The 25,046-nt window shown below is 42.9% G+C and carries 20 protein-coding genes, 2 tRNA genes and 2 pseudogenes; 19 read left to right on the top strand and 5 right to left on the bottom strand.

Annotated features, from left to right (window positions below):
• Positions 1 to 8: 8 nt before the first annotated feature.
• Together JCM15907_RS13400 and JCM15907_RS11140 are read left to right on the top strand one after the other, a co-directional pair.
• The gene (locus JCM15907_RS13400) at positions 9 to 227 is read left to right on the top strand and encodes a hypothetical protein (protein ID WP_242396832.1); all 219 of its coding nucleotides are present in this window, start codon (positions 9 to 11) and stop codon (positions 225 to 227) included.
• Positions 158 to 886, top strand: a complete 729-nt coding sequence (locus JCM15907_RS11140; protein WP_242396830.1) for a pirin family protein — start codon at positions 158 to 160, stop codon at positions 884 to 886. Before JCM15907_RS13400 ends, JCM15907_RS11140 begins: the two co-directional genes overlap by 70 nt.
• Before the next feature lies 1 nt (position 887).
• Here JCM15907_RS11140 and JCM15907_RS06355 read toward each other — a convergent pair whose 3' ends face one another.
• From JCM15907_RS06355 to JCM15907_RS06340, 5 genes and pseudogenes are all read right to left on the bottom strand, one after another.
• On the bottom strand, positions 888 to 1,457 hold the full coding sequence (locus JCM15907_RS06355; RefSeq protein WP_025843169.1) for a hypothetical protein: 570 nt from the start codon (positions 1,455 to 1,457) through the stop codon (positions 888 to 890).
• An 11-nt stretch (positions 1,458 to 1,468) separates the two neighbouring features.
• Positions 1,469 to 1,663 (bottom strand): hypothetical protein, encoded by a 195-nt coding sequence (locus tag JCM15907_RS13395; RefSeq protein ID WP_242396828.1) that lies wholly within the window; start codon positions 1,661 to 1,663, stop codon positions 1,469 to 1,471.
• Complete coding sequence (locus JCM15907_RS11135; protein ID WP_242396826.1) at positions 1,633 to 2,499, bottom strand: cation diffusion facilitator family transporter; 867 nt, start codon at positions 2,497 to 2,499, stop codon at positions 1,633 to 1,635. The genes JCM15907_RS13395 and JCM15907_RS11135 overlap by 31 nt, the downstream gene beginning before the upstream one ends.
• 72 nt (positions 2,500 to 2,571) lie before the next feature.
• A pseudogene (locus JCM15907_RS11130) lies at positions 2,572 to 4,007 on the bottom strand (CCA tRNA nucleotidyltransferase).
• A gap of 717 nt (positions 4,008 to 4,724) precedes the next feature.
• Positions 4,725 to 4,797 (bottom strand) — tRNA-Gly (locus JCM15907_RS06340).
• A 66-nt stretch (positions 4,798 to 4,863) separates the two neighbouring features.
• Here JCM15907_RS06340 and JCM15907_RS06335 point away from each other — a divergent pair.
• The 17 genes and pseudogenes from JCM15907_RS06335 to JCM15907_RS06250 all read left to right on the top strand — a co-directional run bounded on the left by JCM15907_RS06335 (position 4,864) and on the right by JCM15907_RS06250 (position 24,919).
• Positions 4,864 to 5,049, top strand: coding sequence for a hypothetical protein (locus JCM15907_RS06335; protein WP_025843168.1), 186 nt, complete (start codon positions 4,864 to 4,866; stop codon positions 5,047 to 5,049).
• A 185-nt stretch (positions 5,050 to 5,234) separates the two neighbouring features.
• Positions 5,235 to 5,471, top strand: coding sequence for a hypothetical protein (locus tag JCM15907_RS06330; RefSeq protein ID WP_025843167.1), 237 nt, complete (start codon positions 5,235 to 5,237; stop codon positions 5,469 to 5,471).
• A complete protein-coding gene (locus tag JCM15907_RS06325; protein ID WP_159099924.1) occupies positions 5,390 to 8,464 on the top strand; it encodes a T9SS-dependent choice-of-anchor J family protein in 3,075 nt (1,024 codons plus the stop codon). The genes JCM15907_RS06330 and JCM15907_RS06325 overlap by 82 nt, the downstream gene beginning before the upstream one ends.
• Before the next feature lie 67 nt (positions 8,465 to 8,531).
• The gene (locus JCM15907_RS06320; protein ID WP_025843165.1) at positions 8,532 to 10,448 is read left to right on the top strand and encodes an Omp28-related outer membrane protein; all 1,917 of its coding nucleotides are present in this window, start codon (positions 8,532 to 8,534) and stop codon (positions 10,446 to 10,448) included.
• Positions 10,449 to 10,523: 75 nt separating this feature from the next.
• Positions 10,524 to 12,326 carry a M6 family metalloprotease domain-containing protein gene (locus JCM15907_RS12320; RefSeq protein WP_025843164.1) on the top strand — a complete coding sequence of 601 codons (1,803 nt, stop codon included), beginning with the start codon at positions 10,524 to 10,526 and terminating at the stop codon, positions 12,324 to 12,326.
• A gap of 342 nt (positions 12,327 to 12,668) precedes the next feature.
• On the top strand, positions 12,669 to 13,328 hold the full coding sequence (locus tag JCM15907_RS06310) for a hypothetical protein (RefSeq protein ID WP_025843163.1): 660 nt from the start codon (positions 12,669 to 12,671) through the stop codon (positions 13,326 to 13,328).
• 18 nt (positions 13,329 to 13,346) lie between these two features.
• The gene (locus tag JCM15907_RS06305) at positions 13,347 to 13,856 is read left to right on the top strand and encodes a penicillin-binding protein 2 (RefSeq protein ID WP_025843162.1); all 510 of its coding nucleotides are present in this window, start codon (positions 13,347 to 13,349) and stop codon (positions 13,854 to 13,856) included.
• Between the two features lie 38 nt (positions 13,857 to 13,894).
• Positions 13,895 to 15,451, top strand: a complete 1,557-nt coding sequence (locus JCM15907_RS11120; protein ID WP_025843161.1) for a peptidoglycan D,D-transpeptidase FtsI family protein — start codon at positions 13,895 to 13,897, stop codon at positions 15,449 to 15,451.
• 5 nt (positions 15,452 to 15,456) lie between these two features.
• Positions 15,457 to 15,663: a PASTA domain-containing protein gene (locus JCM15907_RS06295; protein WP_025843160.1), complete on the top strand. Its 207-nt coding sequence runs from the start codon at positions 15,457 to 15,459 to the stop codon at positions 15,661 to 15,663.
• Positions 15,664 to 15,691: 28 nt separating this feature from the next.
• Positions 15,692 to 17,190: pseudogene (locus JCM15907_RS11115) on the top strand (UDP-N-acetylmuramoyl-L-alanyl-D-glutamate--2,6-diaminopimelate ligase).
• Positions 17,191 to 17,203: 13 nt separating this feature from the next.
• Positions 17,204 to 18,463 (top strand): phospho-N-acetylmuramoyl-pentapeptide-transferase, encoded by a 1,260-nt coding sequence (gene mraY, locus JCM15907_RS06285; protein WP_025843159.1) that lies wholly within the window; start codon positions 17,204 to 17,206, stop codon positions 18,461 to 18,463.
• 99 nt (positions 18,464 to 18,562) lie between these two features.
• Positions 18,563 to 19,162: a PASTA domain-containing protein gene (locus tag JCM15907_RS11110; RefSeq protein ID WP_025843158.1), complete on the top strand. Its 600-nt coding sequence runs from the start codon at positions 18,563 to 18,565 to the stop codon at positions 19,160 to 19,162.
• A 17-nt stretch (positions 19,163 to 19,179) separates the two neighbouring features.
• The gene (locus tag JCM15907_RS06275; protein WP_025843157.1) at positions 19,180 to 20,262 is read left to right on the top strand and encodes an RluA family pseudouridine synthase; all 1,083 of its coding nucleotides are present in this window, start codon (positions 19,180 to 19,182) and stop codon (positions 20,260 to 20,262) included.
• 1,146 nt (positions 20,263 to 21,408) lie between these two features.
• Positions 21,409 to 21,921, top strand: coding sequence for a T9SS type A sorting domain-containing protein (locus JCM15907_RS06265; RefSeq protein ID WP_081773815.1), 513 nt, complete (start codon positions 21,409 to 21,411; stop codon positions 21,919 to 21,921).
• Positions 21,918 to 23,159 carry a hypothetical protein gene (locus tag JCM15907_RS06260; protein WP_025843154.1) on the top strand — a complete coding sequence of 414 codons (1,242 nt, stop codon included), beginning with the start codon at positions 21,918 to 21,920 and terminating at the stop codon, positions 23,157 to 23,159. Before JCM15907_RS06265 ends, JCM15907_RS06260 begins: the two co-directional genes overlap by 4 nt.
• 269 nt (positions 23,160 to 23,428) lie before the next feature.
• The gene (locus JCM15907_RS06255) at positions 23,429 to 24,595 is read left to right on the top strand and encodes a hypothetical protein (protein ID WP_148297480.1); all 1,167 of its coding nucleotides are present in this window, start codon (positions 23,429 to 23,431) and stop codon (positions 24,593 to 24,595) included.
• A 252-nt stretch (positions 24,596 to 24,847) separates the two neighbouring features.
• Positions 24,848 to 24,919 (top strand) — tRNA-Met (locus JCM15907_RS06250).
• The last annotated feature ends 127 nt before the right edge of the window (positions 24,920 to 25,046 follow it).

Genomic DNA, 25,046 nt, shown 5'->3' with positions numbered 1-25,046 from the left:
TTAGTGTTATGACAAACAAGAAGATTGCTTTCGTTACTTACCCACAGTCTTCTCATTGGGTAGGAGATGGGTTTCGGGTACACAACTTTGTGCCTTCTGTCTATGGACTCTCTATGCAGGAGATGGACCTTTCCTCCTTTTGGATTATAATGCCAAGATGGAAGTACCTCCCAGCGCTGTTCCTGGAGGAGTTGGGGTGCATCCCCACAGAGGTTTTGAAACAGTAACCATTGCCTACGAAGGTATGGTTGAACACCATGATAGCACGGGGCATAGAGGTGTGATAGGAAGGGGAGATGTGCAGTGGATGACGGCTGCTCGTGGAGTTCTCCACAAAGAGTATCATGCCAAAGAATGGGCGCAAAGAGGAGGTACTTTTCAAATGGTGCAACTTTGGACCAATTTGCCTCGAAAGGATAAAATGTCAGCCCCCAGATACCAAGCTCTTTCCAATAAAGATATTCCTAAAGTACCCCTCGCTAATGGAGGAGGGTTTGTGGAAGTTATCGCAGGTTCTTTCCAAGGTATAGAAGGGATAGCTAAAACCCACTCGCCTATTCATTTGATGAATGCTAAACTGCAAGAGGGAGCCGAAGTAGAGTTCTCTTTTCCTGCCCACTACAATACGGCTTTGCTGGTTGTGAAGGGCAGCATAAAGGTAGAGGAGTACGATGTGCCTACCGATAATCTGCTCAAATTTGAAAACGAGGGTGAGCTTTTTACCCTCCGAGCCCTTGAACCTGATACTATAGTACTTGTAATGAGTGGAGAGCCCCTAAATGAACCGATTGTAGCCTATGGTCCTTTTGTTATGAATAGTAAACAGGAGGTACTACAGGCTTTTGATGATGTTAATCAGGGACGTTTTGGCCATTTAGAAGATTGATTTAACACTCTACCCTTCCATTAATCTTAAAATCAAGATAGGGAGAGAGCAAATGATATAGAGTTTTGACACGATACTTCTCTCCCTCTTGCATAGCCGTGTACTCCTCAAGTTGAGGCGTTAAAGGCTGTCCGTATCCCTCTTCGCAGATAATGTGGCGTACCACTGCTTCGATAAGGAAAGGCATCAGTTTATCATACTCCATAATGTCAGAGAGTTCATCTCTCCAACGGCTACTATCCTCCCATTCAATTTGTAGGACACCCATCAGTTGCTCTTGCCCCGATGGGGTAGTCGCCTCTGTATAGTCCAGCGAAATGCTTAGTTCGATGTTCGGCTCTAAAACCAGCGAAGAGAGGGCTTCGGAGAGCGACTCGAAAATCTGCTCTGCCTCCTCGTTCGTGTAAAGTAGTGCTGGGTATTCGCCCTCCATATCGAGGTGGCGAAAAAGGGCATCCCACGGAAAGAAGGGGATGACGCGCCCTAATGAGTAGTGGCTGGCGTTGAAACGATGTGAGGCAAAGTCGAAAACCTCTTCCTCTTCTTCCTGTGGGATAGGTAATTGCGTCATATAGGTAAGATTTATTGACAGCAAGAGGTCATACCGCAATCGGTATCGGGAGCATCCATTTCTATGGTAGCATGCTGTACTCCGCAGGCGGTAATCTCTTGACGAATACGCTCTTTAAGAGCCAAAACCTCTTGGGCAGAGTTGCAGAGGGTAGTATTGTACACCACATGAATCGTTAGTACGTGCCACTCGCATCTACACTCCAAAGGTGTAAGTCATGCATAGAAACGACTTCGGGCAGGGTAGTAAGTCGTCCCTCAATATCATGCAAAGAGATGTTGGCAGGCACTCCCTGAAGAAGAACTTTGAAGGTACTCAATAGGGTACGAACTACATTGAAAAGTACCCAACAGGAGATAGCAATTGAGAGGATAGGATCTAAGATAGGCAAGTTTACAAAATTCATTACAATACTTACCACAAGTACTGCGACCCAACCTAATACGTCTTCCAATAGATGTAGCATCACAGCCCTCTCGTTAAGGCTACTTCCCTTGCTTACTCGTAGTGCAGCTACTCCATTGACTGCAAGCCCCACCACAGCTATAACAATCATCCACCCCGCCTTGGGTTCACCAGGATCAGAGAGTCTTTGTATGGCTGCTGTGATAACGAATAGAGAGCCGACCAACAACACTGTGGAGATGAAGAGGGCTCCAAGGAGAGAAAAGCGTTTGTAGCCATAGCTAAAGCGCGCATCACGCCCCTTGCCACTCAATCGTTGTAGGTACCATGCCACACCTAAGGAAAGCGCATCGCCAAAGTCGTGTAGAGCATCCGAAAGGATAGCTATACTTTGTGTAAAAAAACCTCCAATAAGTTCAAAAAGCGCAAATGCCAAGTTGAGCCAGAAAGCCATCTTGATATTGCCCTCTGCCCCATGATGGTGATGTCCTAAAATGTGACTATGCCCATGGTGGTGATGATGCTCATGCACTCCATGCTCATGAGTATGTTCGTGATGGTGGCAATGCTTGTGTGCCTCATGCTCATGGGTAGAGCTACAAGAGGTAGGATGTTTGTGGTCTTCTGTGTGTCTCATAACTTTTGATATTATATGTTGTTTTTTGGGGGCTAATATACAAAAAACTGTCAAAAGCTCACCTCTTTTTACTCACTTTTGGGTATCCTTACAAGCAAGCCCCATACTACTTGCCTTATCTTTGAGATATTGGAAGGCTGCTTCATATTCGTTGGGAATAACACCATCCAAGATGGCATTTTTGATAGACTCTTTAAGTGTACCCACAATGCGTGAGGGGGGGAGAGCAAAAAGTTCCATGATCTCCTCTCCGGATATAGGAGGTTGGAAGTTGCGGATGCGATCTTTCTCTTCAATTTCTTTCAATTTTCGGCGTACTATAACATAATTATCTAAATAACGCTTTACTCGTTGAGGGTTTTTGCTCGTAATATCAGCCTCTACCAATAGCATCAAATCATCTATATCATCGCCAGCTCGAATAGTAAGCGTCGTATGGCAGAGTCGCTCACTCCCTCATCTACCAGCGTAGAAGGGCGCATATGGAGGTCTACCATTTTAGCGACGTACTTCATGTTGCCATCCATAGGGAGTTTAAGACGTTTGAAAATACGAGGAACCATCTTTGCCCCCACGATATTGTGATTGTGAAAAGTCCAGCCCAATTTAGGGTCAAAACGTTTCGTTATAGGCTTGGCAATGTCGTGCAAGAGAGCTGCCCACCGTAAGTATAGGTGGTCACTCTTCATAGCAAGATTATCCACTACTCGGTAGGTGTGCGTCAGATTGTCTTTATGTCCGATACCATCTTTCGTTTCTGCTCCTTTTAGAGCCAGTAACTCTGGTAGAATTACTTTCATAAGCCCCGTTTGCTCTAAAAGTTCCAACCCTATGGAGGGTCGTGGAGACGCCATGATTTTATTCAATTCAATCATAATACGCTCGCCAGATACGATGGAAATACGCTCTACATTATGTTCGATAGCCTCAAAAGTTTCTTCGTGGAGGAAAAAGCCCAATTGTGCCGCAAAGCGAATAGCACGTAGCATACGCAGCGGGTCATCGCTGAACGTGATGCTGGGGTCTAAGGGGGTGCGCAGGAGGCAGTCTTCCAAATCTTCAATGCCATAGAAAGGGTCTACCAGCTCTCCATAGCGTTCTTTATTTAGACAGAGAGCCATAGCATTTATAGTAAAGTCTCTACGCTCTTGATCTTCTTCAAGTGTGCCGTCTTCTACAATGGGTTTACGGCTATCCTTACGATAGCTTTCTTTTCTTGCCCCGACAAACTCAATTTCTTTACCTCCTTTCTTGACCTGTGCAGTACCAAAGTTGGCAAATACGGAAAGGTGCGCTCCTCTGCCCCACTTTTTGGCGAAAGCACGAGCAAGGTCAATCCCTCTCCCCACTGAAACCACATCAATATCGTAGGAGGGACGATTCAGTATTAGGTCTCGTACATACCCCCCCACCACATAGGCTTCAACTCCCAATTCGTCAGCAGCCTCTCCGATGAGGTGAAATAGAGGTGTATTGATGGCTTGTGCTAAACTTTTCTCATCCAACATATTAAGGAAACGGAGTTATTTCAATATTATGGTAACAAAATTAGGCTTTTTCTCTTAGAGAAAACCTCTCTCCTTTTGGCTTGTAGGGGATAGTACGATGAAAATACAGAAGGTGGGGATAACCCTGCAAGAACAATCTAAAGAGTTGTTGAAATAGCTTTTAGAGGCTTTATTTGCTATCTGTTCGTTATAGTTGTCGCCGATGTTTTGTTCGGGTTAGGTATTTGTGAGTGTTTCCTTTGCCTTGAGGCGATTGCGTGAACTTTTATGAGACTTTGCAATTAACCATAACTATAAATCACTGATAATGATAAGAAAGAGAGTATACACAAGTAGATAACCAGCCTGTATGCAGGCAGTAATGCGCTAAATAGGGCAGTGTACAACAGTTCCCATTGTAGGAGGAAAAACAAAGGGTTAATCCTTTCGAGACTTAGCACAGACCTTTTTGCTCAAAAGGGTTAAGGGTTACGATGAAAAGCTATAATGGTTATGAAAGATAGAAATAGAGGGGGTTAAGATAAGGCTACATCGTGGAGAAATCATTCCCGATAGTATAAGAGGAGGTAATAGCCAACAAGAGATTCTTTTTCAATATTTTTTCTTCAGAACTATTGAGCGAGCAAGAGGGACAGGTTCTCTATACTTGTATGTAGAAACTCTATTTGACAAAAAAACTCCCCCATCTAATGATAAGATAGGAGAGCCAAACCCGAGAGCGGAAAACGAGACTCGAACTCGCGACCCTAACCTTGGCAAGGTTATGCTCTACCAACTGAGCTATTTCCGCATAAGATATTTCAAATCCAAGTGCAAAGGTAGCAAATAATTTGACAAAAACAATAGTTTGAAGAGAATGAACAGAAGAAGACTTGCTATCCATTCTCTTATTATCATTCTTTTTGCTACCTTTGTTTTAGATGGGCGTATAGCGATATATTATGTGGAAAAGGGGAAGTTTTTTTGCAATACACTTCTCAAAATCTTCTCTCCCGAAGGAGTAATCCTTGTGAAGACGGTAGAGAGAAATGATAATCTTTGATGATCGGAAAGACTTAATAATAGAGCTTTCTGAGACCGACAGTGTACATACACTGCAAGTGTCTTGTGCAATGGTCAAACTCCTTTCGACGACATTGTATAATCACTGTCGTAATGACACACGGTAGAGTGCAAAACTTCAGTGAGTGGATAAATATGTTTAATTTTTAGTAACGATAGAACAAGATGAAAAAGAAGATTTTACTTTGTTTGTCTTTGTTAGGTGCCTCGTTTAGTCTTCTCTTTGCTCAAAAAGAGGGGAGTATGCCTCAGCAAGGTACCTACCCTGCATTGACAGAAAAGAGTAGTACTGCGCCCAAAGATCCAGACCTCAACTTCGTTTGGATGATGGGAGCAGTGCAAAAAAAGGCGTACTATTTTTCGGGACAACACTCAAAGACGGAGTTGCCTATCCGAGTGTAGTGCGTTTTTACTCTACAAAGACATTAGATATAGAACGCCTTGGTCCTATAGCAGAGAAAAACGAATTCAAAATCAAGGTACTCCATGGAGGGACTTATACTGGAGATAAGTATATCGGATACATTGTAACCCTCTATACCCATCAGGTCCTTCCACATGCTTTTGTGGAAATAGATACTAATACGGGAGAGATAAAAACTATCAGACAGTATGTGTACGAATCTCCAGAGTCTCAAAATTGGCCTACAATCTATGAGTTGGCTTACGACCATAAGAATAAACAATGTTGGGGATTGGGACGTAGCAAGCGTACAGACAAAGCAGTTTCTGCTGTCTACAAGATAAACACGAATACAGGAGAATTTACTTTTGTAAAGGATTTAGATGTTTATGTGTTTGGAGCAGCCTATGATTATGATGGCAACCTGTATGGAATAATTGGGAAGCCTAATGCAGAGGGCAATTATGTAGGAAGCCAAATCGTACAGTTTGATACCACCAATTTCCAAGAAATAGAATCAACTAAAAAAGAGATAAAGAGAGACAATAGTGCAATTATTCCTAACTATACCCATACTGTAGATTTTGATCATACTACGGGCGATCTCTACTGGCTGGCATCCGACAACTCGGGAATACAGTATGCAGTAAAGGTAGATCCTAAAAGTGGGGAGTCTCTCTTTTTGGGTTCTATTGGTTTTGGAGATATTGTTACAGGTCTTTATATCCCCTATGAAGTCGCTTCGGAAAGAAAGGCTCCAGCTCGTGTTGAAGATTTGAGTGCTACTTTTGATTCAAAAAATAAGAATAACGCTAAAATAACTTGGAAGAATCCTTCTAAAACATGGGATAAAACAGAGTTGCCTTCTATCCAAAAGGTTTATATTGCCCGAGACAAAAGAAGCAATATCGTTAGTAGCATAGCAGGAGGGTATCCTGGAGCTACAATGCAATGGATAGATACCAATGTACCACAAGGTATACATACCTACTACGTAAAGGTAGAGAACAGTGCTGGTATGGGTGTTTTGGATAGTATTCGTTGCTATGTAGGCGAAGACATCCCTGGAAAGGTAGAAAATCTAAAGAGAGAAAAGAAGGGTTCGGATATAGAAATTACGTGGTCTGCGCCTACTAAGGGTGGACACGAGGGGTGGATTGATCCATCTAAGATTTCTTACTCTGTTATACGTATGCCCGACCAAAAAGTAGTCGTAGAGAATACTAAAGAAACAACATTCTTAGACAATACTTTGGGAGTAATACAAGCCTACTCTTACATTATCGTCCCCAAAAACGATGTGGGTAAAGGTGTTCCAACGGAATCGGAGAAGATTAAAGCAGGACAGGCTTACTCAACTCCCTATCACACTTCTTTCAAAACCCAAGACGATGCAGATAGCTGGACTGTACTTGATGCTAACAAAGATGGTAAGACTTTTGAGTATTTAGGAGGAAGTTTCGACAACTTCCAACGTATGGCTCTTGATCCAGCACCCTACGAACAAGCAGCTGATGACTGGCTCTTCTCTCCAGCTATCACATTGAAAGCTGGTAAGCGCTACGAAATCATCATTCAAACACAGCTCGATATAGCTTACTCTGTTCATAACTTCTCTGTGAATATTGGCAAAGGAGCATCTGTAGCTGCTCAGAAAGAAATTCAAAAATTTGAAGATTACACTTCATCGAAGCCCAATCAAATTCAAACAGAGGTGATGACTGTAGATATTTCCGAAGATGGAAATTATAATCTTGGCATTCACTGTACTTCAGTTGGTACGATGGAGGTTCGTAACAAGTTCTCTATACAAGATGTTATGGTCAAAGAACTATACAAGAAAGACCTTTCTGTAGAAGAATTTGAAATTAGTGAATTGATCAAAGATTTAGAGAATAAAGTGGCTGTCAAAATTTACAACGAAGGCTCTGAAGCTCAAAGCTCTTACAAAGTAAGGCTTCTCGAAGTGAAGGGAGATAATGCTACTATCCTTGCAGAAACTTCGGACGTTCCCGTTATAGAATCTAAGAAGGGCGCAGTATGCTTTATTAACTACAATCCTCAAGTAGAAGGAATGATAAAGTTGGCAGCAGAGGTAGTCTTGGAAGGCGACGGAGAAAAGAATAACAATCGTTCTCAAACATTTGATGTGAAAATCCTTCCCGCAGGCACTGCTCCTTGGAGTCACTTGATTACGAGAAATTCTATTACCCACGAAACGACTCTCCCAATGAGTTTCTCAAGACAATACTCTGTGAGCCAAACCATCTACCATGCAGAAGAGCTTGCTTTGGTAAAAGATGCACTGATTTCCCGTATGGCATACGACTATATCAATGGGGTAGCTTCTGTGGAAGATGTAGACGTTAAGATTTATATGGCAAACGTAGACATAAAGGACTATAAAGATCTTACTCCAGTTGCGGCTTGTATGAATCCAAAAGATATGACACTCGTGTATGAAGGACAGTTAAGTATCAAGGATGGAGTTAATCGAATGGAGTTCAACTTCTCTAAAGATTTTGAATACCAAAAAGACAAACACCTCTGCATCCAAGTGTGGAAAGAAGGAACAACAGGAAATAGTTACCCTGCTCAGTTTGTAACTTTTGGAAAAGGGAGTGGAGAGCTTCGCTCAATGCGCTACATGGCTCGTAATGAATTAAATCCATCTAACCCCAATGCACAAGCTATGCTTTTATTAGATTGGGTACCTCAACTTCGTTTGGCTATCAAGGGAGGTACGGGGGTACAAGAAGTTGTTGTAGGAGCTGCTATCTCTTATAACTCTATGACAAAGAAACTTCAGCTTGGTAATTTTAATGCAAGTATGGTACGTGTTTACGATTTGACGGGGCGTCTCATCGAAAAGAAGCATGTCGTAGAGGGTAATTATGAAGTTGATTTAGACTTGACTCCTGGCGTTTACGTAGTGACGGCACAAGGAGTAGATGGTTCTACTGCCAGTATTAAGGTTAGTGTAAATCAATAATATTTATATTTTTCGGAGGATAGGATTGTTGTCGATTCTATCCTCCAAATCGTATAATCAAGAACTTATGATAAAGAAACTTTTACTACTACTTACTCTCTTTTCTACTGGGGCTACTTTAGGGTGGTCTCAAGGGAATGGCGGTGTTTTCTTTGAGCCTTCCTCGGGAAAAAATACTATAAAAAGCCCTCGAACAGATGAAAGTAAGTTACGTATTGGATACACCGAAGACCGCGTAGGCGGTACATTGAAGCTCCAATGGTCTGATCAACCTGTGGATCAAGGTGCAGCTGTTCTACTAAAAAAAGAAATCGTTAATAAGTATGCTGGCAATACATTGACCGATATCGTATTCTACCAGCCCTCTTTGGAAAAAAGTATTTTAGATGCGATATACGTTTTTGTAACTCCTGACTTAGATATGGGGTTCAGCAACTTTCCTCTAAAGCAAAAAGTCGAAAATCTCAAGGAAAATGCTTGGAATGTAGTAACGCTACAACGCGAGATTCCTATCGAAGCCGACAAGCCTCTCTACATAGGGATATTTGCACATTATAGTGTTGGTAATTTTCCTGCTGTTCAGTTGAGTTTTACTCGCGGCGCTCGAGAGAGTGGAGCAAACTTTTTCTTAGGTCCCCCTGCGACTAAATGGGATCCCTTAGATCGTTTTCCTCTTGACTATAACATCGCCATATTTGCCTATGCCAAGGGAGATAATGCTCCTTTGAATGATGTGGGTATAAGACGATTGGAGTCGAGTGATTTCGTGAGTCGCAACACGCCTTCGTCCGTTGATTTCTGCCTTCGTAACTACTCTAAGAGTAATGTCAAAAAGGTAACTTTTTCTCTTAAATCTGATGGAAAAGAATTTCAGCAGATAACAGTAGACACCCTCAATTTACCCATAGGATTGGAGTCTTTCATTACAATGGGAGGCATAAAATTTCCCGAAGAAGGCAACCATACCATCGAGTTGGATGTACTTACTGTTAATGAAAAACTTGATAGTAATAAGGGGAATGACCATTTAGAGAAGAACCTCTTCGTTTTCAAAGAAGGTGGTAGTGTAATGTCTAAGAAAGTCCTTTTCGAGCAGTTCACTTCTGAGCGCCATAGGGCTATGCCCGAAGCAGACTCTCTTTATGCTGTTGCTATTAATAAACGTAAGGATGTGGTTTGGATTAAGCACCATCTATACGAAGATACTTACTCCTTGCCCTATACAAATGATCTTTCTGTATTTTTTGAAAATAATAAAACATTCCTCCCTGCAATAGCTATAAACAGAGATATATATCCAGGGCTTGAAGAGAGAGGACCTGCTTATTTTGTTGGTGTAGAGGGCTTAACGACTTTCGTCATAAATAACGGAGCTTCTTTTCCTGCATTTATTTCCGTAAATGGAGAGCTTAAACTCGACAAGGCAACAAATCGATTGGATATTAGAATTAAAGGCGAGTCTGCTGCGAAAGAGTTGCCTTTTGCTAAAGAACCACGCCTTACGGTTCTCATTGTAGAAGACTCTATTAAATCTACCACTCAGTTGGGAAAGAAAGAATACATCCAAAATGGGGTCGTTCGAGCTATTTTGAATGCCTCTACATGGGGAGATAAGTTGGATTTGAGTAGTTATAACTATCAAAAAGACTACACCCTCCAGCTTGATTCTAAGTGGAATAGAGAAAATCTTCGTGTGGTAGCTTTCGTAAATGATTATGGTGCTACGCCCAAAGATCTTCGTGTACATAACGCTGCAGAATTTAGTGTTAAAAAAGGCACAAGCAACGAAGGAATCCTTGCAGATATTGAGGCGCAAGTATGGTATTCAGAGGGGATTATTCAGGCAACTAAAGGTTTTGAGATAGTTGCTGTATATGACCTCTCAGGACGTCGTATAGCATCGTCTAATCTCTCTTCTGGTTACTATGTAGTGCAACTAACAGATGGGCACAATCGCCTTGTGCGTAAATTACTTGTAAAATAAAAGAACAAGCACCCTCAGCGAATCATCATAAAAATCTCTGAGGGTGTTTCTACTTATCGTAAAATGTATTGCCTTATGAAGAATAACTTTTTGCTACAAGTGCATAAAGGCTTGTTACTCTCTTTCCTTTTTTTATTAGTGCAAGGCATTGTACAGGCTGCTCCTGCCGATAGAGTAATACGCCTTTTTACCCAGCCCGATGGTAGTACCCTTACCATCTTCTTGCAAGGTGATGAGCATTTTAACTATCACAGCACTTCCGATGGATTTATGCTTCTTGAAGATGCAGATGGTTATATGAAGTATGCTACTGTTACTGAAAATTACGACATTGTTGTTTCTTCTTTTGTGGGTCATGATCCTGCCCATCGTTCCGAAGAGGAGCGTTCTTTTCTTGCATCTTTGTCTGTGGAAAACTTTAAAAGGGCTGTGTACCAAAAACGTGCAGAAAGCCCTCTTCGAGAGAAGTTTTCAAGGGGTAAATTCCCATCAACGGGAAGCCCTAAGGGATTGGTTGTTTTAGTCCAATACAAAGATATAAAGTTCCAAATCGCAGAGCCTCAAAAGGCAATTGATGCGCAAATGAATGAGAAAGGCTATAAGAAGGGCAATGCTACGGGCAGTGCCTTTGATTACTTCTCAGATCAATCGTATGGAAAATTCACTCCCTCGTTCGATGTAACTGAACCCATTACTTTAAAACGACCTATGGCTTATTACGGACAGAGAACCCATCTGAAGTATGATGCGCATGCTCCAGAAATGGTAAAAGAGGCATGTGAAGAGCTTTCGAAACGAAACATCGATTTTAGTCAGTACGATAATGACAAAGATGGAATCATAGACTTGGTCTTTCTCATATACGCTGGATATAGTGAGTCGCAGGGAGGACCTTCAGCATCTATTTGGCCCCACGCATGGACTTTGACCGAAGCGGGTTACAGTGGGGTTAAACTGGGAGATTTAAAAGTAGATCGTTACGCCTGCACTTCAGAGTTAAAGGGTTCTTTTGGGGCCTTTTTAGATGGGATTGGTACTTTCTGTCATGAGTTTACTCACTGTTTGGGGCTTCCTGACTTTTATGATACGGCATCGATTTTTTCGGGTAATTATGGTGTGGGTAGCTGGAGTTTAATGGACAGAGGTTCTTATAACAACTCTTCGCACACTCCCGCAGGCTACACCTCTTACGAGCGTATGTTTGTAGGTTGGTTAGAACCCAAGCAGTTGACTCGACCTACACTTGTAATACTAAACCCTATTAACACTCATAATCAGGCTTGCATTATTCACTCCGATGCCAACCCTAATGAATATTTTCTTTTTGAGAATAGACAAAAAACAGGATGGGATGCTTACCTTCCAGGCAATGGTTTGATGATTACTCATGTTGATTATTCTCAATCTTTTTGGGAAAGCAACAGCGTTAATAGAACAGGCAATAGCCATCCCCGTTTTCAGATAGTAGCAGCAGATAATTCTCCTTCTTACAATGATGAAGCGGAAGACCTTTTCCCTGGGCCACTAAATAAAACGGAGTTTACCGACACCTCAATTCCTGCAGCCTCATTGTACAGCGGAGGTTATCTGGGTAAACCTATTACCGCTATAACTGAGAAAGAGCAAAAAGTTTCATTTAGTTTTATGGGAGGAACGGTAGACCTCAATGATGTGAGAAGTGAAGAGGTTATAGTCTCTTTAGGAAAAGGAGTACTTAATCTCACGATGTCAAAAGGAAAGAGAGTTGAGGTTTATAATTTAGCTGGTCAGGAAGTTGCTCAGTTTGTTTCGATAGAAGGCAAGAATAGTCTACCTCTTCCTATGGGCAACTATGTGGTACAGGTGGGTGCAAAGAGCTACAAGGTGCTGGTTCCTTAAGATAAAACATTTTGTACCTGTTTCAAAGTTGTTGCATACAACTTCGGCAAAGGCTTCTCTATTGATGTAAATGGAGGAGTCTTTTGTGTATAGAGGATAGAAACTATTGTCTACTACTGCACATACTGCGCTATTATCGACATTTAGTTTATGGTAGCTACTTCTGTACATTTCTTTTAATTTTGGTAGCAACATCTTGTGACTACGCTGTTCTACAAGCTCTCATCAAAAGTCCTAAAAAAGAAATCCTTATCTCTTTTTACATCTCTTGCATATCCTTATTAGTATGATTACCTTTGTATGGTTTTTCAGTAGGGTATATCTAAAGCAATTATCTGTTTTATGGAAGAAAAAAATAAGGACGACCTTTATCGAGGTAATGAGCCTCACGATGCATTTTCTTCGGCGGATTATATGCCCGAAGAGTGCCTTCAAGAGGAGTCAATGGACTTACAGAGAAACGACACAACTTCTTCTATTCGGGAAGATTTGACAGTGGGCATAGAACCCTCTCCACACAACGAAGAAGAGCAAGCAGTGGAGGAAACTATTGCGCCAATACAAGCAACAGGTCAGCGAAGAGCATCACACCCCCAAACCTCATACAAAAAGACAAATACTTCATCTCCATCTAACGGCAACAAGACTCCTAAGGCTTCGGTACGAGGACAACTTTTTCAAATCTTGTCGGGAGCTTTTTTGAGCCAATACCCATGGGCTATTACGATATTTTGTGTAGTGGCACTTTGGAGTACGTTGGGAATATGGCAATCTTACAAAACAAACAATCTCATATCTCGTATAGATCATTTAGAGACTCAATTGGAAACTACCTATCGTAAGCAACAACAACTTAGCTCCAAGCTCCACTCAGCTATACGTCCCGACGAAGTGGAACTACGTTTGCAGACCATTGGCTCTACTCTTGCTCCCTCTAACGAATCTTCCTTTTTGCTCTATGTTGTAGAACCCGAGGGACTATACGAAGAAGATAATAACTAACCTCTCAACTCGCTCTCTATGCCCACGGAAAAAGATAATATACCTCACTCTGTACGAGAACGCATCGAACAGAATAGACGTGCTCACAAAAAGATTGTACTTCGCTTCTATTCAATAGCATGGGTTTTCGTTATTGTGGCATTTGTAGTTTGGGGACGTCTTTACTGGATAGCTGGTGTAGATGGAGCAGAGTGGCGACGCATAGAGCGAGCACATCGCCCAGTTAAAGATGTAGTAGAATATCCCAAACGAGGTAATATCTACACCTCTTCGGGCGAATTGCTTCGTGTCTCCATTCCTCTTTTCCGTATGCGCTTCGACTTCCGCTCCGAAGGGTATCTTGCTCTCTGCGACAGCAATCGATGCAACGAACGAGAGGTTTTGAAAACCTTGGCACAGATTTCGCTTCGTAGTATCCCCCGTCTGCGCACTTTGGACAAAGCCAACACAGAAGAGGCTTTGGTGCAACGCTGGCTCAAACAGTCCAATAAGGGTAATAGAGGAGCAGACCTATATGGTATAACATAACCTTCGACGAATACGAAGCTCTGAAAAGGGACTCTCTTATGTGGACCTACAAGAAAGATGGCAAGAAGAAAGGTCGTAGCCCCTTCTATTTAGCACTCAATTCGGACAAAATATCGAAACGTAGCTCTCCCAATGGGGATATGGCTAAATCTATCCTCGGCTTCGTTTTAGAGCGCACACAAGATAGCATTACTGTAGCACAGGGAGGCATTGAGGAGTATTACAACAAGTATTTAGCAGGCTCTTTTGGCATCAAAGAGCAGAGCTTCCGCACCACACGCTCTACTACCATACGCAAAACTCCTCCCATAGACGGAGCCGACCTCTACACAACCATTGATTGGACGCTCCAAGACATTGCCGAAGAGACTCTTATAGCACAAATCGACTCCTACCAAGCCCATAGAGGTTCTGTAGCTGTTATGGAAGTCAATACGGGACGTATTGTAGCTATTTCAAATAAGAAAAGAGATCTAAAGACGAATAAAATCGAGGAAACGGGGAACCATATTTTCTTAGACCTTATAGAGCCAGGAAGTACGCTCAAGACAGCAAGTATGGTTATTGCCTTGGACGATGGGTTGGTACACCCCAAAGAAACCATTGATATTGGTAACAATCGGGTATGGCACTATCGTGGCAAGCCCATTAAAGATCATAATGTAGGGGTATTAACCTACGAGGAAGCTCTTGCTAACTCCAGTAATATCGCCTCTGCGAAAATGATAACAGCAGGCTATGAACATCGCCCCGAACGATTTGTAAAGAGTCTTAGAGCGTTGGGCTTTGGAGACTCTCTTAGAAGCGACATTCCCAACCCCTCAATACCTATTATCCATTCTCCAGGAGGTAAGGCATGGGACAAACTTACCCTCTCTCGTATGTCCTATGGATATGCTATGCAACTCCCTCCAATATATATCCTTACTTTTTATAACGCCCTTGCTAACGGCGGACGCATCATGCGCCCCTACCTTGTAGATAGGGTAATCAACTCTAAAGGAGAGATTGTTTTGGAGAATAAGCCTACTGTTTTGAAGTCTGACATTGCTACGCCTTCCACGATAGATGCCGTGCGCACTATGCTACGTATGGTAGTAACCGAGGGTACAGCAAAACATTTGCGGACACCCATTGTGTCTATCAGTGGTAAAACAGGAACGGCACGCTACACAGACCCTGGAAGAGGCTATATCCCCGATGAACACGTGGTGAGCTTTTGTGGCTTCTTTCCCTCCGAAAACCCTCGCTATACAGTCTATGCCAATATAGTACGTCCCCAAAACCCCAAGGGACGCCCTGCCGCAGCACTGATGGCAGGTCCTATTGTAAAAGCTATTGCCATTGCCGATGCTCAGCGTCAGAAGCAAATCAATTTTGAAGATTTGAACGCAAGCAAAGTTTCTCCCATTGCTCCCCATCTACTCTCGGGCAGAAGGCCCTCTGTTGAAGGTTTTTCAGAGCAGGCGGGTCTCTCTCTCTCTTCCGATAAAGAACATCAAAAAACATCCTACGTAGCCCCACAAACACAAAAGGACAGTAAAATAGACTTAGTGCCTATCAACGCACAGCGACAAGAGATTATGCCTCAGTGATAGGGATGTCTGCCTCTGACGCCTACTATCTGCTCCTAAACCATGGCTTGTCTGTACAGCTCAAAGGCAGGGGAGAGGTAGTAGCACAGTCTAAACCGAGCGGAAGTAAAATAGGGAAAGGCGAAAAGGTACTGCTTCACTTACAGCCCAGGCATAGCCCCTCCACTCCCCCCAAAGATATTTCGACCCCAGATAAGCAAAATGAACGATAAGCCATACCCTTGTACTTCTCCAAGAAGTATCACCCTAAAGGAGATTATCAAGAGCCTGCAACCATGGTTCGTTAGTTGCAAACCACAAGAAGTTCCCGAACTTGCTTTCTCTAACATAGCCTCCGACTCTCGCAAAGTGGTTGCTGGAGGTATTTTCGTGGCCATTTCTGGCGTGGCTGTAGAGGGGTGGAGCTTCATTTCCCAAGTAGTAGAGGGTGGAGTCCGTCTGATTGTAGGAGAACCTACACTAACCCAAGAGGAACAAACGCTATTCACTACGCACGATGTGGTGTATATTCAAGTCTCCTCTTCGCCCGAGGCATTAGCCGCCTTAGTAGCTCTCTATTGGGACTACCCTTCAGAAAAGATGCAATTAATCGGGGTAACAGGCACCAATGGGAAGACAACGACTGCTACACTGCTCTACCGCCTTTTCTCTCAATTAGGCTACCAAACAGGCTTATCGGTACTGTAGAGAACAGAATTGGCAAAGAGGTTATCCCCGCCACACATACTACTCCCGACCCCATATCCTTAGGAGCCTTACTTCACCAAATGTACATATCGGGCTGTTCGTATGTCTTTATGGAAGTTTCTTCGCACGCGGTGGTACAGAGACGCATAGGCTCTCTTTTCTTTCGAGGGGGCATTTTTACCAACTTGACAAGAGATCATCTCGACTATCACGGCACTATGCTCGAGTATATTCGTGCCAAAAAGGGCTTCTTCGATAGCCTATCTACAGAAGCCTTCGCTCTTATCAACGCAGACGATAAGAACGGAGCCACTATGATACAAAACTGTCGTGCTCAAGTTTACACCTATTCTCTCAATAGGGCTGCTGACTTCTCTATAAAAGTGATCGAGAGAGACCTTAACGGCACGGCATTACTCTTAGACAATAAGGAAGTATGGAGCCGATTAGTAGGCAACTTCAACGCCTATAATATGGGAGTAGTTTACGCTGCCACTCGCTTATTACTCCCCAATTTACCTATCGAAGAACTTCTTACTGCTCTTAGCAATCTACAAGCCGCAGAGGGGCGTTTCGAAGTAGTCTATTCGGGCACTTGCACCGCCATCGTAGACTATGCTCATACGCCCGATGCGTTAATCAAGGTATTAGAGACCATCCGTCCCCTACTCTCCGAGGGAGCGCGCCTTATAACAGTAGTTGGAGCAGGGGGCAATCGGGACAAAGGCAAAAGACCCATTATGGCACAAGAGGCATTCCGTCGTAGCGATTTGCTCTTGCTGACCAGCGACAACCCCCGCAACGAAGAACCCGAACAAATAATCCAAGATATGCTTGAGGGTCTTACCCCTCAAGAGCAGCTACAAACACTCATCAATAAAGATCGAAAAGAAGCAATACGCACCGCCTGTCGCTTGGCACAGAAGGGTGATGTTATCCTTGTGGCAGGCAAAGGGCACGAAACCTATCAAGAGATAGCGGGTGTACGCCATCACTTCGACGACCGTGAGGAGCTTCGCACAGCTCTCTCTTTACTGAACAATCCATCTTAACGTACTACGCACTATGTTATACTATTTAAGCGATTTACTAACCGAATGGCAAATCCCTGGTAGTAGACTTTTCTACTATGTCTCCTTCCGAGCTACTATGGCATTTATACTTGCTCTCGTTTTGGCAACTTGGGTAGGGAGCGGTATTATCAACTATCTGCGCAAGCACCAAATAGGAGAGGTAGTAAGAGACTTAGGCTTAGAGGGCGAAGCCTCCAAGAAGAATACACCTACTATGGGGGGTATTATCATCATCTTAGCTATCCTTATCCCGACCTTGTTGTGGGCTCGTCTCGATAACATCTATGTTATTTTAATGATCATCACCACCCTACTTATGGCCATGGTAGGCTTTTTGGATGATTACATCAAGGTCTTTCGCAAAAATAAGGATGGGTTAAAGGGCAAGTATAAGATATTGGTACAAGTTATCTTAGGGCTTATCATCGGCACGGTACTCTATTTAAGTCCCGAAGCTACTATTCGGGAAAACAAAGAGGTACGTAATGAGGGAACTATTGAGAATGTTCTTTTTGAGAAGGAGCAAGTAAAAAGTACTAAAACGACTATTCCTTTCTTCAAAAACAACAACTTCGACTATGCCGACATCCTTCCCGTTCCCGACCAATACAAGCAGGTTGTTGGCTGGTTGCTCTTTATAACGATAACGATTTTGATTATCACCTATTTGAGCAACTGTGTGAACTTGACGGATGGATTGGATGGACTGGCGGCGGGGTCTTCGGCACCTGTCGGACTGGTGCTATTGATTTTGGCATACGTTTCGAGCCATATACAGATGGCTTCCTACCTTAATATTATGTATATCCCAGGGGCAGAAGAGCTGGTTATCTTCGCTGCCGCTTTTGTAGGAGCTACTATCGGCTTCCTCTGGTTCAATAGCTACCCTGCACAAGTATTTATGGGAGACACGGGTAGCCTCGCTCTCGGGGGGATTATAGCCGCCTTTGCTATCATCATCCGCAAAGAGTTTCTGCTCCCCATTATGTGTGGACTCTTTATCATTGAGGGGCTCTCTACTATGCTTCAAGTGGGTTATTATAAATATACTCGCAAACGTTATGGCGAACCACGACGGATATTACGCATGGCTCCCCTACATCACCATTTCCAAAAGGGAGATGCAGACCAAATAAAGTCTATCATACAACATCCACACAAGAAGATTGCCGAAAACAAAATTGTAGTGCGTTTTTGGCTTATAGCTATTATCTTGGCGGCACTATCGGTAGCTACTCTCAAGATGCGATAAGTTACCTATACCCCTCTACTACTCAATATAGGCTTGCAATAAACCTGTTTTTGTTATGAAGTTTTTACGTAAAACCCTCTTATAAGCAACATTCTTCTGATGATTGCTGTTAGTATAGCTATCGTTATCATACTACTCCTCGGATTAGGACACTATACAAAGCATGGAGATGCTGTGATTGTTCCTCCTCTTCAAGGGCTTAGTTGGCAAGATGCCGAAGCAAAACTCAAGGCTCAAGGGTTGCGAGGCGAAGTCGTGGACTCCAATTACTACGAACACTTAGCCCCAGGTAGCGTCTATGAAAGCCTACCCGAAGCGGGAGCCAAAGTAAAGCCCGGTCGCATTATCTTCTTGACAGTTAATGCCACTTCACCGAAGCTGGTACAATTACCCTCCAATTTAGAGGGAATGTCTATGCGTCAGGCGAAAGCGACCTTAGAAGGCTTAGGCTTTAGGATAGCACAGATCCGCCAAGTGCCGGGAGAGTTTGAAGGACTTACGGTAGGTGTAGAAGACACCAAAGGGCTCTCTTTAGCCCCCGGCACCAAGCTCGAAGCGCAGTCTTCGCTCGTTCTCTTAGTTACAGGGAATACTCCCCTCAGACTCGAAGACCTCTCCACAACGCCCGACCAACCTGTGATGCCCGAAGAGGCTCCCATCCCCCCCGCTTCTCCAGAGGAGGAAGAGAGTTGGTGGTAAGATAGCATCTATATAGTATGAAAGAGAACTATACTGACGAGCTTTGGGACGATGAGGAAAGCTTTGACCTCCCCTCTGCATCGAGCAAAGGGCAAGGCAATGAACTCTACGAACACTTTCGAGTAATCGTAGACCAAGGGCAGACCCCTATTCGTGTCGATAAGTTTTTGGGCGACCGCTTAGAACATAGCTCACGCAACCGCATACAGCAAGCGGCAGAGGCTGGACACCTATTTGCAGGCGAAACACCTATAAAAAGTAGCTATAAAGTACGCCCAGGAGATATTATTACCCTGCGTTTGGAACGTCCACCCTTTGAGAAAGGCATTTTGCCCGAAGAGATCCCCCTCGATATTGTCTACGAAGATGACGACTTATTAGTGGTCAATAAACCCGCAGGTATGGTAGTCCACCCGGGCAATGGCAACTATACGGGCACTTTGGTCAATGCCTTAGCCTTCTATCTACAAGACAATCCTACCTATGACCCTAACGATCCTGCCGTTGGTTTGGCACATCGTATTGATAAAGATACAAGTGGACTGCTCGTAGTGGCTAAGCGACCCGATGCCAAAACCGCCTTGGGGAAGCAGTTTTTCGAGAAGACATCCGAACGCACCTACCATGCCTTGGTATGGGGGGCTTTCTCCGAAAAAGAGGGGCGCATAGAGGGTAACATCGGCAGAGACCCCAAAGACCGTACTCGCATGTTGGTCTTCCCTCCCGATGGAGAGGAGGGCAAGCCTGCCGTAACGCACTATAAAGTACTCGAAACATTTGCTTTCGTGTCGCTCATCGAGTGCCGTTTGGAAACGGGGCGCACGCACCAAATACGTGCCCATATGAAGTCTATCAATCATCCCCTATTTTCCGACGAAAAGTATGGCGGACACGAAATCTTGCGAGGTCGCCCCACTTCTGCTTATTTATCCTTTGCTCGACGAATGCTTGCTCTGTGCCCTCGACAGGCTCTACACGCCCGCACACTGGGTTTTGTGCACCCCACGACAAAAGAGACGATGCGCTTTGAAGTGCCCATACCCGAAGATATGCAGTCGCTCATCGACGAGTGGCGCAAGTATGCCCTCTCTATTCTCTAAGAGAGGGTTACATTCCCTTTTCAAAAGGATGGATAGCAGGCTAAGTAACCATTAACCCTTTCGTTCGTTTACACGGATGGTTTTCCAAGTTTGCACGGAGCCTTTTGTCCAAAAGCATAGACCCTTTTACACGTAACCATTATACCTTGCCCGCCTTACCTATATACTGTATAGATTTCAAGAGCGGGCATTTTATTTTTTTGAGTCGTAAGTGCAACGCAAAAAACTCTATCGGAACGTAAAAAAGGGGGCTAAGAAAAGATTCGAGAGCTACTTCCTATTAGTAGCAACTATCAATCCTCTTTTCATAACTTGGTTGTCAACCCAGTAGATAGCACAACAGTTATCAAGAAAAACAATCAACCCTACCTAAAAATACAAATCAACCAACCCTAAGATTAAAGGTATGGCTTTTAGAAAAATCATTTATATTTTCGCACTGTTTAACAAGATTGTGGTGAACAACAAATAATGCAATAAGAGCAGAAGGGTATATTCGTCAAAACATATCCCTTCCCTATAAATGCAGATAAACAAGTAATTAACCACGTCAAAAAGACGATCAATAAAGAAAAGACTGAAAATGAAAGAAAGACAGATTTCTCCCTTCTTGAGGAAACCCTTGTTTAGAATTGCTTTATTGGCACTTATATATGCACTCATAACCGCTGTGGTTGGAATGCTTATCGTAAACCTCTTATGCGACATCAAAACAAGCCTCGTTTATGGATTCATCCTTACTGGATGTTTGTTCCTAATCGCCTTTCTCTTTCTACTTATTAAATCGAAGTCTAAGCGGCAAGTCAAGGAATAGCATTAGATTACGAAACTTATCAAGATGCTCCCCATAGGTACTTTTTATGAGTCTTTGTACAAACAAAGATTTTTGTGGTTGTGAGCAACCCGACAATAGGGATCTGTTAGTGGAGGTATTGTGAGTTCCATTAACGAAGCGTTGTAAATGCTACCATTCATTTAGAATCCATAGATTAAATAGGGACTATTTGGAAGAGGGCTGAAAATACAAAGCCCTCTTCTTTTTATGCGACTCTTAGGTAGCATTTGGTACATCGCCGAACAAAAAGTACCTTTGCAAAGATGGAGAATTTTTGTCTCGATTATCACACATTTATATTATAGTTGCCTATGAAAAAGAATAAGTTATTATTGTTGTTCGGGCTACTCTTAACTGTTTCGTGTGCCTATGGACAGGGCGAATACCCCACATCCTTAGTCATAAAAAGACTTGAAAGCAAACCTACACAGGTCTTTTATCTGCACCAGTTGCACAAGATAACATTCGAAGCAGGTAAGATGCACGTAACAATGCAAAACGGATGGTCTCTCCCAGAGAATGGGATTTTCCCTCTCAAACAGATAGAAAAATGCACCTTCTCTACCGAGCTACCTACCACAGACAACGAAGCCATCGTACCCAACGAAGGAGTTTACTCTTGTTATGAAGAGGAAGATAGGCTTAAATTCAACGGCTTGGATGCGCAAACTTCTTACAATCTACGCATCTTTAATGTATCGGGTAGTCTCATCTACACCGCAAAGCAATTCCAATCCTCTCAATCTATCGACACCTCTCTTTGGAGTGCCGGCGTTTATCTGATAAGCATTAACAACCAACCCATCAAGTTCGTAAAACAATGAAAAGAATATATACTTTATTTATTGTAACTCTTGCCGTTTTTGCTTCGGCTCTTATGGCTACTGCGCAGGTAAAAGAGCGCATGATTATCTACCCTAAAACAGGAGACCCCTATGGTATAAGAGTAGACCATACCGATAGCATAATGTTCTTGACAGATCAAGTAGACCTTACTTCGTCTATGACTACATCTCCTTTGAGTGGGGTAACAGGTGGAGTTAAGCTCAATGTTACCGTAGGAAAAGATGTAAAAAAGATCTGCATGGCGTTCCCCGAAAAACATCTGGTGCCAGAAAATCTGTCAGAAAACGAACTGATAAAACTCGTATCTCGTTTGCCTGAGAAAAGTGTTTATAGAGTAAATATGTTAGATCCTAATGTAAGAACAACTTCGTTTGAGCTTAAAGGGATGCAGCAAGGATACTCTTACATTGGAATTATCTATGCAATGGATCAGTATGGCTGTATAGGACCTGTTTCCAGCCAAGCGTTCCAAGTAGCTAAGGGACCTCTTAAGGGCAATCCTCAAGTAGGTGTAACTTTTTCTAATATAACACAAAGAGAGTTTACAGTTGCTCTTAAGCCCAATGGAGATTGCGCTGGCTACTACTACCTTCTTACAATGAAAGGTGATCCTGGTATCGAAGAGACTATGAAGATGATGCACATACCCGACATGATGCATTATGTAGTAGCTTTCGGAGCAGACTTCAGAACCAGAAAACCTCACGTTGGCAACAAGGAGCAAACTTTTAATAGCTTACGCCCTGGTAAGGAGTATGTAATCAATGTAGTTATGGTTGATGCAGATGGTCAGATGTCGGAACTAATTGAGCATAAAGTACAAACTCAGAAAGCAGGTACATCTGAAACCTCTACTATTACAGTAACAGTAGATAATGTTACCTCTACTAAAGCAACTGTCAAATGCAAACCCGATGCAAATACTTCTGAGTATCGCTACTTTGTAATGGAGAAAGATAAGTACACTGAAGAGTTTGCTATGGACTTCATCAAAAATACTCCAGAAAACATCAACTTACCTTTCGAATTTGGAGACTCCGAATTTACTTGGTCAGAACTAACCCCTAACACCTCTTACTATGCTATTGCTATGGGTATGAATGCAGACAACCAATGGGGGACATTGACAAAAGTAGAGTTCAAAACCTTGACTTCACAATCTGCACCTGCCACTCCTAAGAGCCAATCAGGTATTATTGCAAGAGTGATAAAGTAAATCTCTACGCTCCTTTAAGTGATAGCATGCAACCAATTCGCTCAAATAAGAAATTCATAATGCACTCTTAAACAGGAGATAACAATACGACAACTACCCCACCTACCTTTTACCGAAAAGGAAAGTGTAGATGGGGTAGTTCTTTTTGTTTAATACATAAACCTCTATCAAGTAGAGGTTTAATGTATTATTAACAATTTGAATAATAGCTCATTAGTATATTATTATTAGATTTGCGCTCGGAAGAAAATCAAAAACAACAATAAAGTATGATGAAACAAGGCAAAAAATTTCTGCTCCCAGTAATTATGCTGTTGGCAACAGCCATCGGGCTCGTAGCTTGTGGACCCGATTTGAAGAATCCATCTCTCGATGTTGCCCCTACAAGCGTAGAGTTTGGCGATATTAAACACAACCAACCTGCTAAGAAAGAAATCACTGTAACAGGTAAAGAGTTACCAAGTGGTATTAAACTCACATTGGAAGGCACTCATGCCAATCAATTTGCCCTTAATACTCAAGAACTTCCTAAAGAGGGCGGCAAAATAGAGGTTACAGCCAAAGCAGAAACCGAAGGCGAGTTTACCGCTGTACTCAAAGTAGTAGCTGGTGCTCTCTCTAAAGAGGTAACTCTAAAAGCTAAGGTATCTGCCACCCCTATCGTTAATGATAGTGAGGTAAAATTTTCTATCAACGGCACTGTAGAAGAAGCAACTTTTGAAGCTAAGTATCCTGCCAATTATTCAGGCGTTGATGTATTCCAAAACATCCGCCTTGATGGCAAGGGAGGTGAAGTCGGAGAGGCTATTTTACTCTCATTGGAGGGTGTAGATGCCAACCTATTCCAAATCAGTCATGACAAAATAGAAGATAGAAAGAAAAAAGCTGCTCCATCTGGCATCGTAGGAGTTATCTTCAAAGCAAAAAAAGCAGGGGAATTCAAAGCGGACTTGGTGGCCAAGTATGGAGGCAAAACATTCCGCCTTCCTCTCAAAGCTAAAGCTATTGTAGGCAAAGCTGACGAAATCATTCTCGTAGAACCCCCTCTACCCGCCTCTAAGATGAAAGCAAGTCTTTTCGGGAAAGATCTCCCTAATGGAGCTACTATAAAGGTACACACCGTTATGGCAAACGAAGGTAGCGAATACGTTCCTGTAATCGACCTTGAGTTCCCCAAAGATGGTTACAAGGCTAAGGCTACTTACCAAAAGAACTTCCAAAATGCACTTCAATGGTGCATGGGTAATGCGTGCTTCGGTCAACCTGGCGATGTAAATCCTTTCATATACGAAGGTAATCTCAGCGCAGGCAAGCATCACTTGGCTTTCCACTTCCCATTAGAAGAACTGGTATCGGGTTACAAGAACAAAGTAACCTACTCTTTCAGCACAGACGACGATAGCTACGTACTCTATATTGAGTTCGATGTTGATTGACAACAATAAGTAGAGGACTACAAACCTCTCTTACAACGGGGCTTTTATCAATGGGTAGAAGCTCCGTTTTTCAATTCATAGCGCATGTTAATACATTCTCCAAGAGAGAAGTAGCACTTGATACAGGAATCTACAACAAATAGCATACAGCACCTTCATTTGGTCAATTCAAAATAAAGGGCTACCTTTGTGGAGCAAATCAGACCAAAAGACCTTATTTTTTTCTGTGTCTACAATCTGCTTTGACTATATCGCGGGGTGGAGCAGTGGTAGCTCGTCGGGCTCATAACCCGAAGGCCAGAGGTTCGAGTCCTCTCCCCGCAACTTAAGGAAATAAATGAGTTTAGAGAGCGTTGCCTTTTTCTATATGTTATAGAGGCAACGTTTTTCGTTTTCCTGTCTTGCTTCCTGAACTTCTGGTTTCATCCAACAGCATGCTCGTGGCATTACA

The sequence above is a fragment of the Porphyromonas gingivicanis JCM 15907 genome, from assembly GCF_000614585.1.
Taxonomy (GTDB): Bacteria; Bacteroidota; Bacteroidia; order Bacteroidales; family Porphyromonadaceae; genus Porphyromonas; species Porphyromonas gingivicanis.
This window is presented reverse-complemented; position numbering and strand designations above follow the sequence as displayed.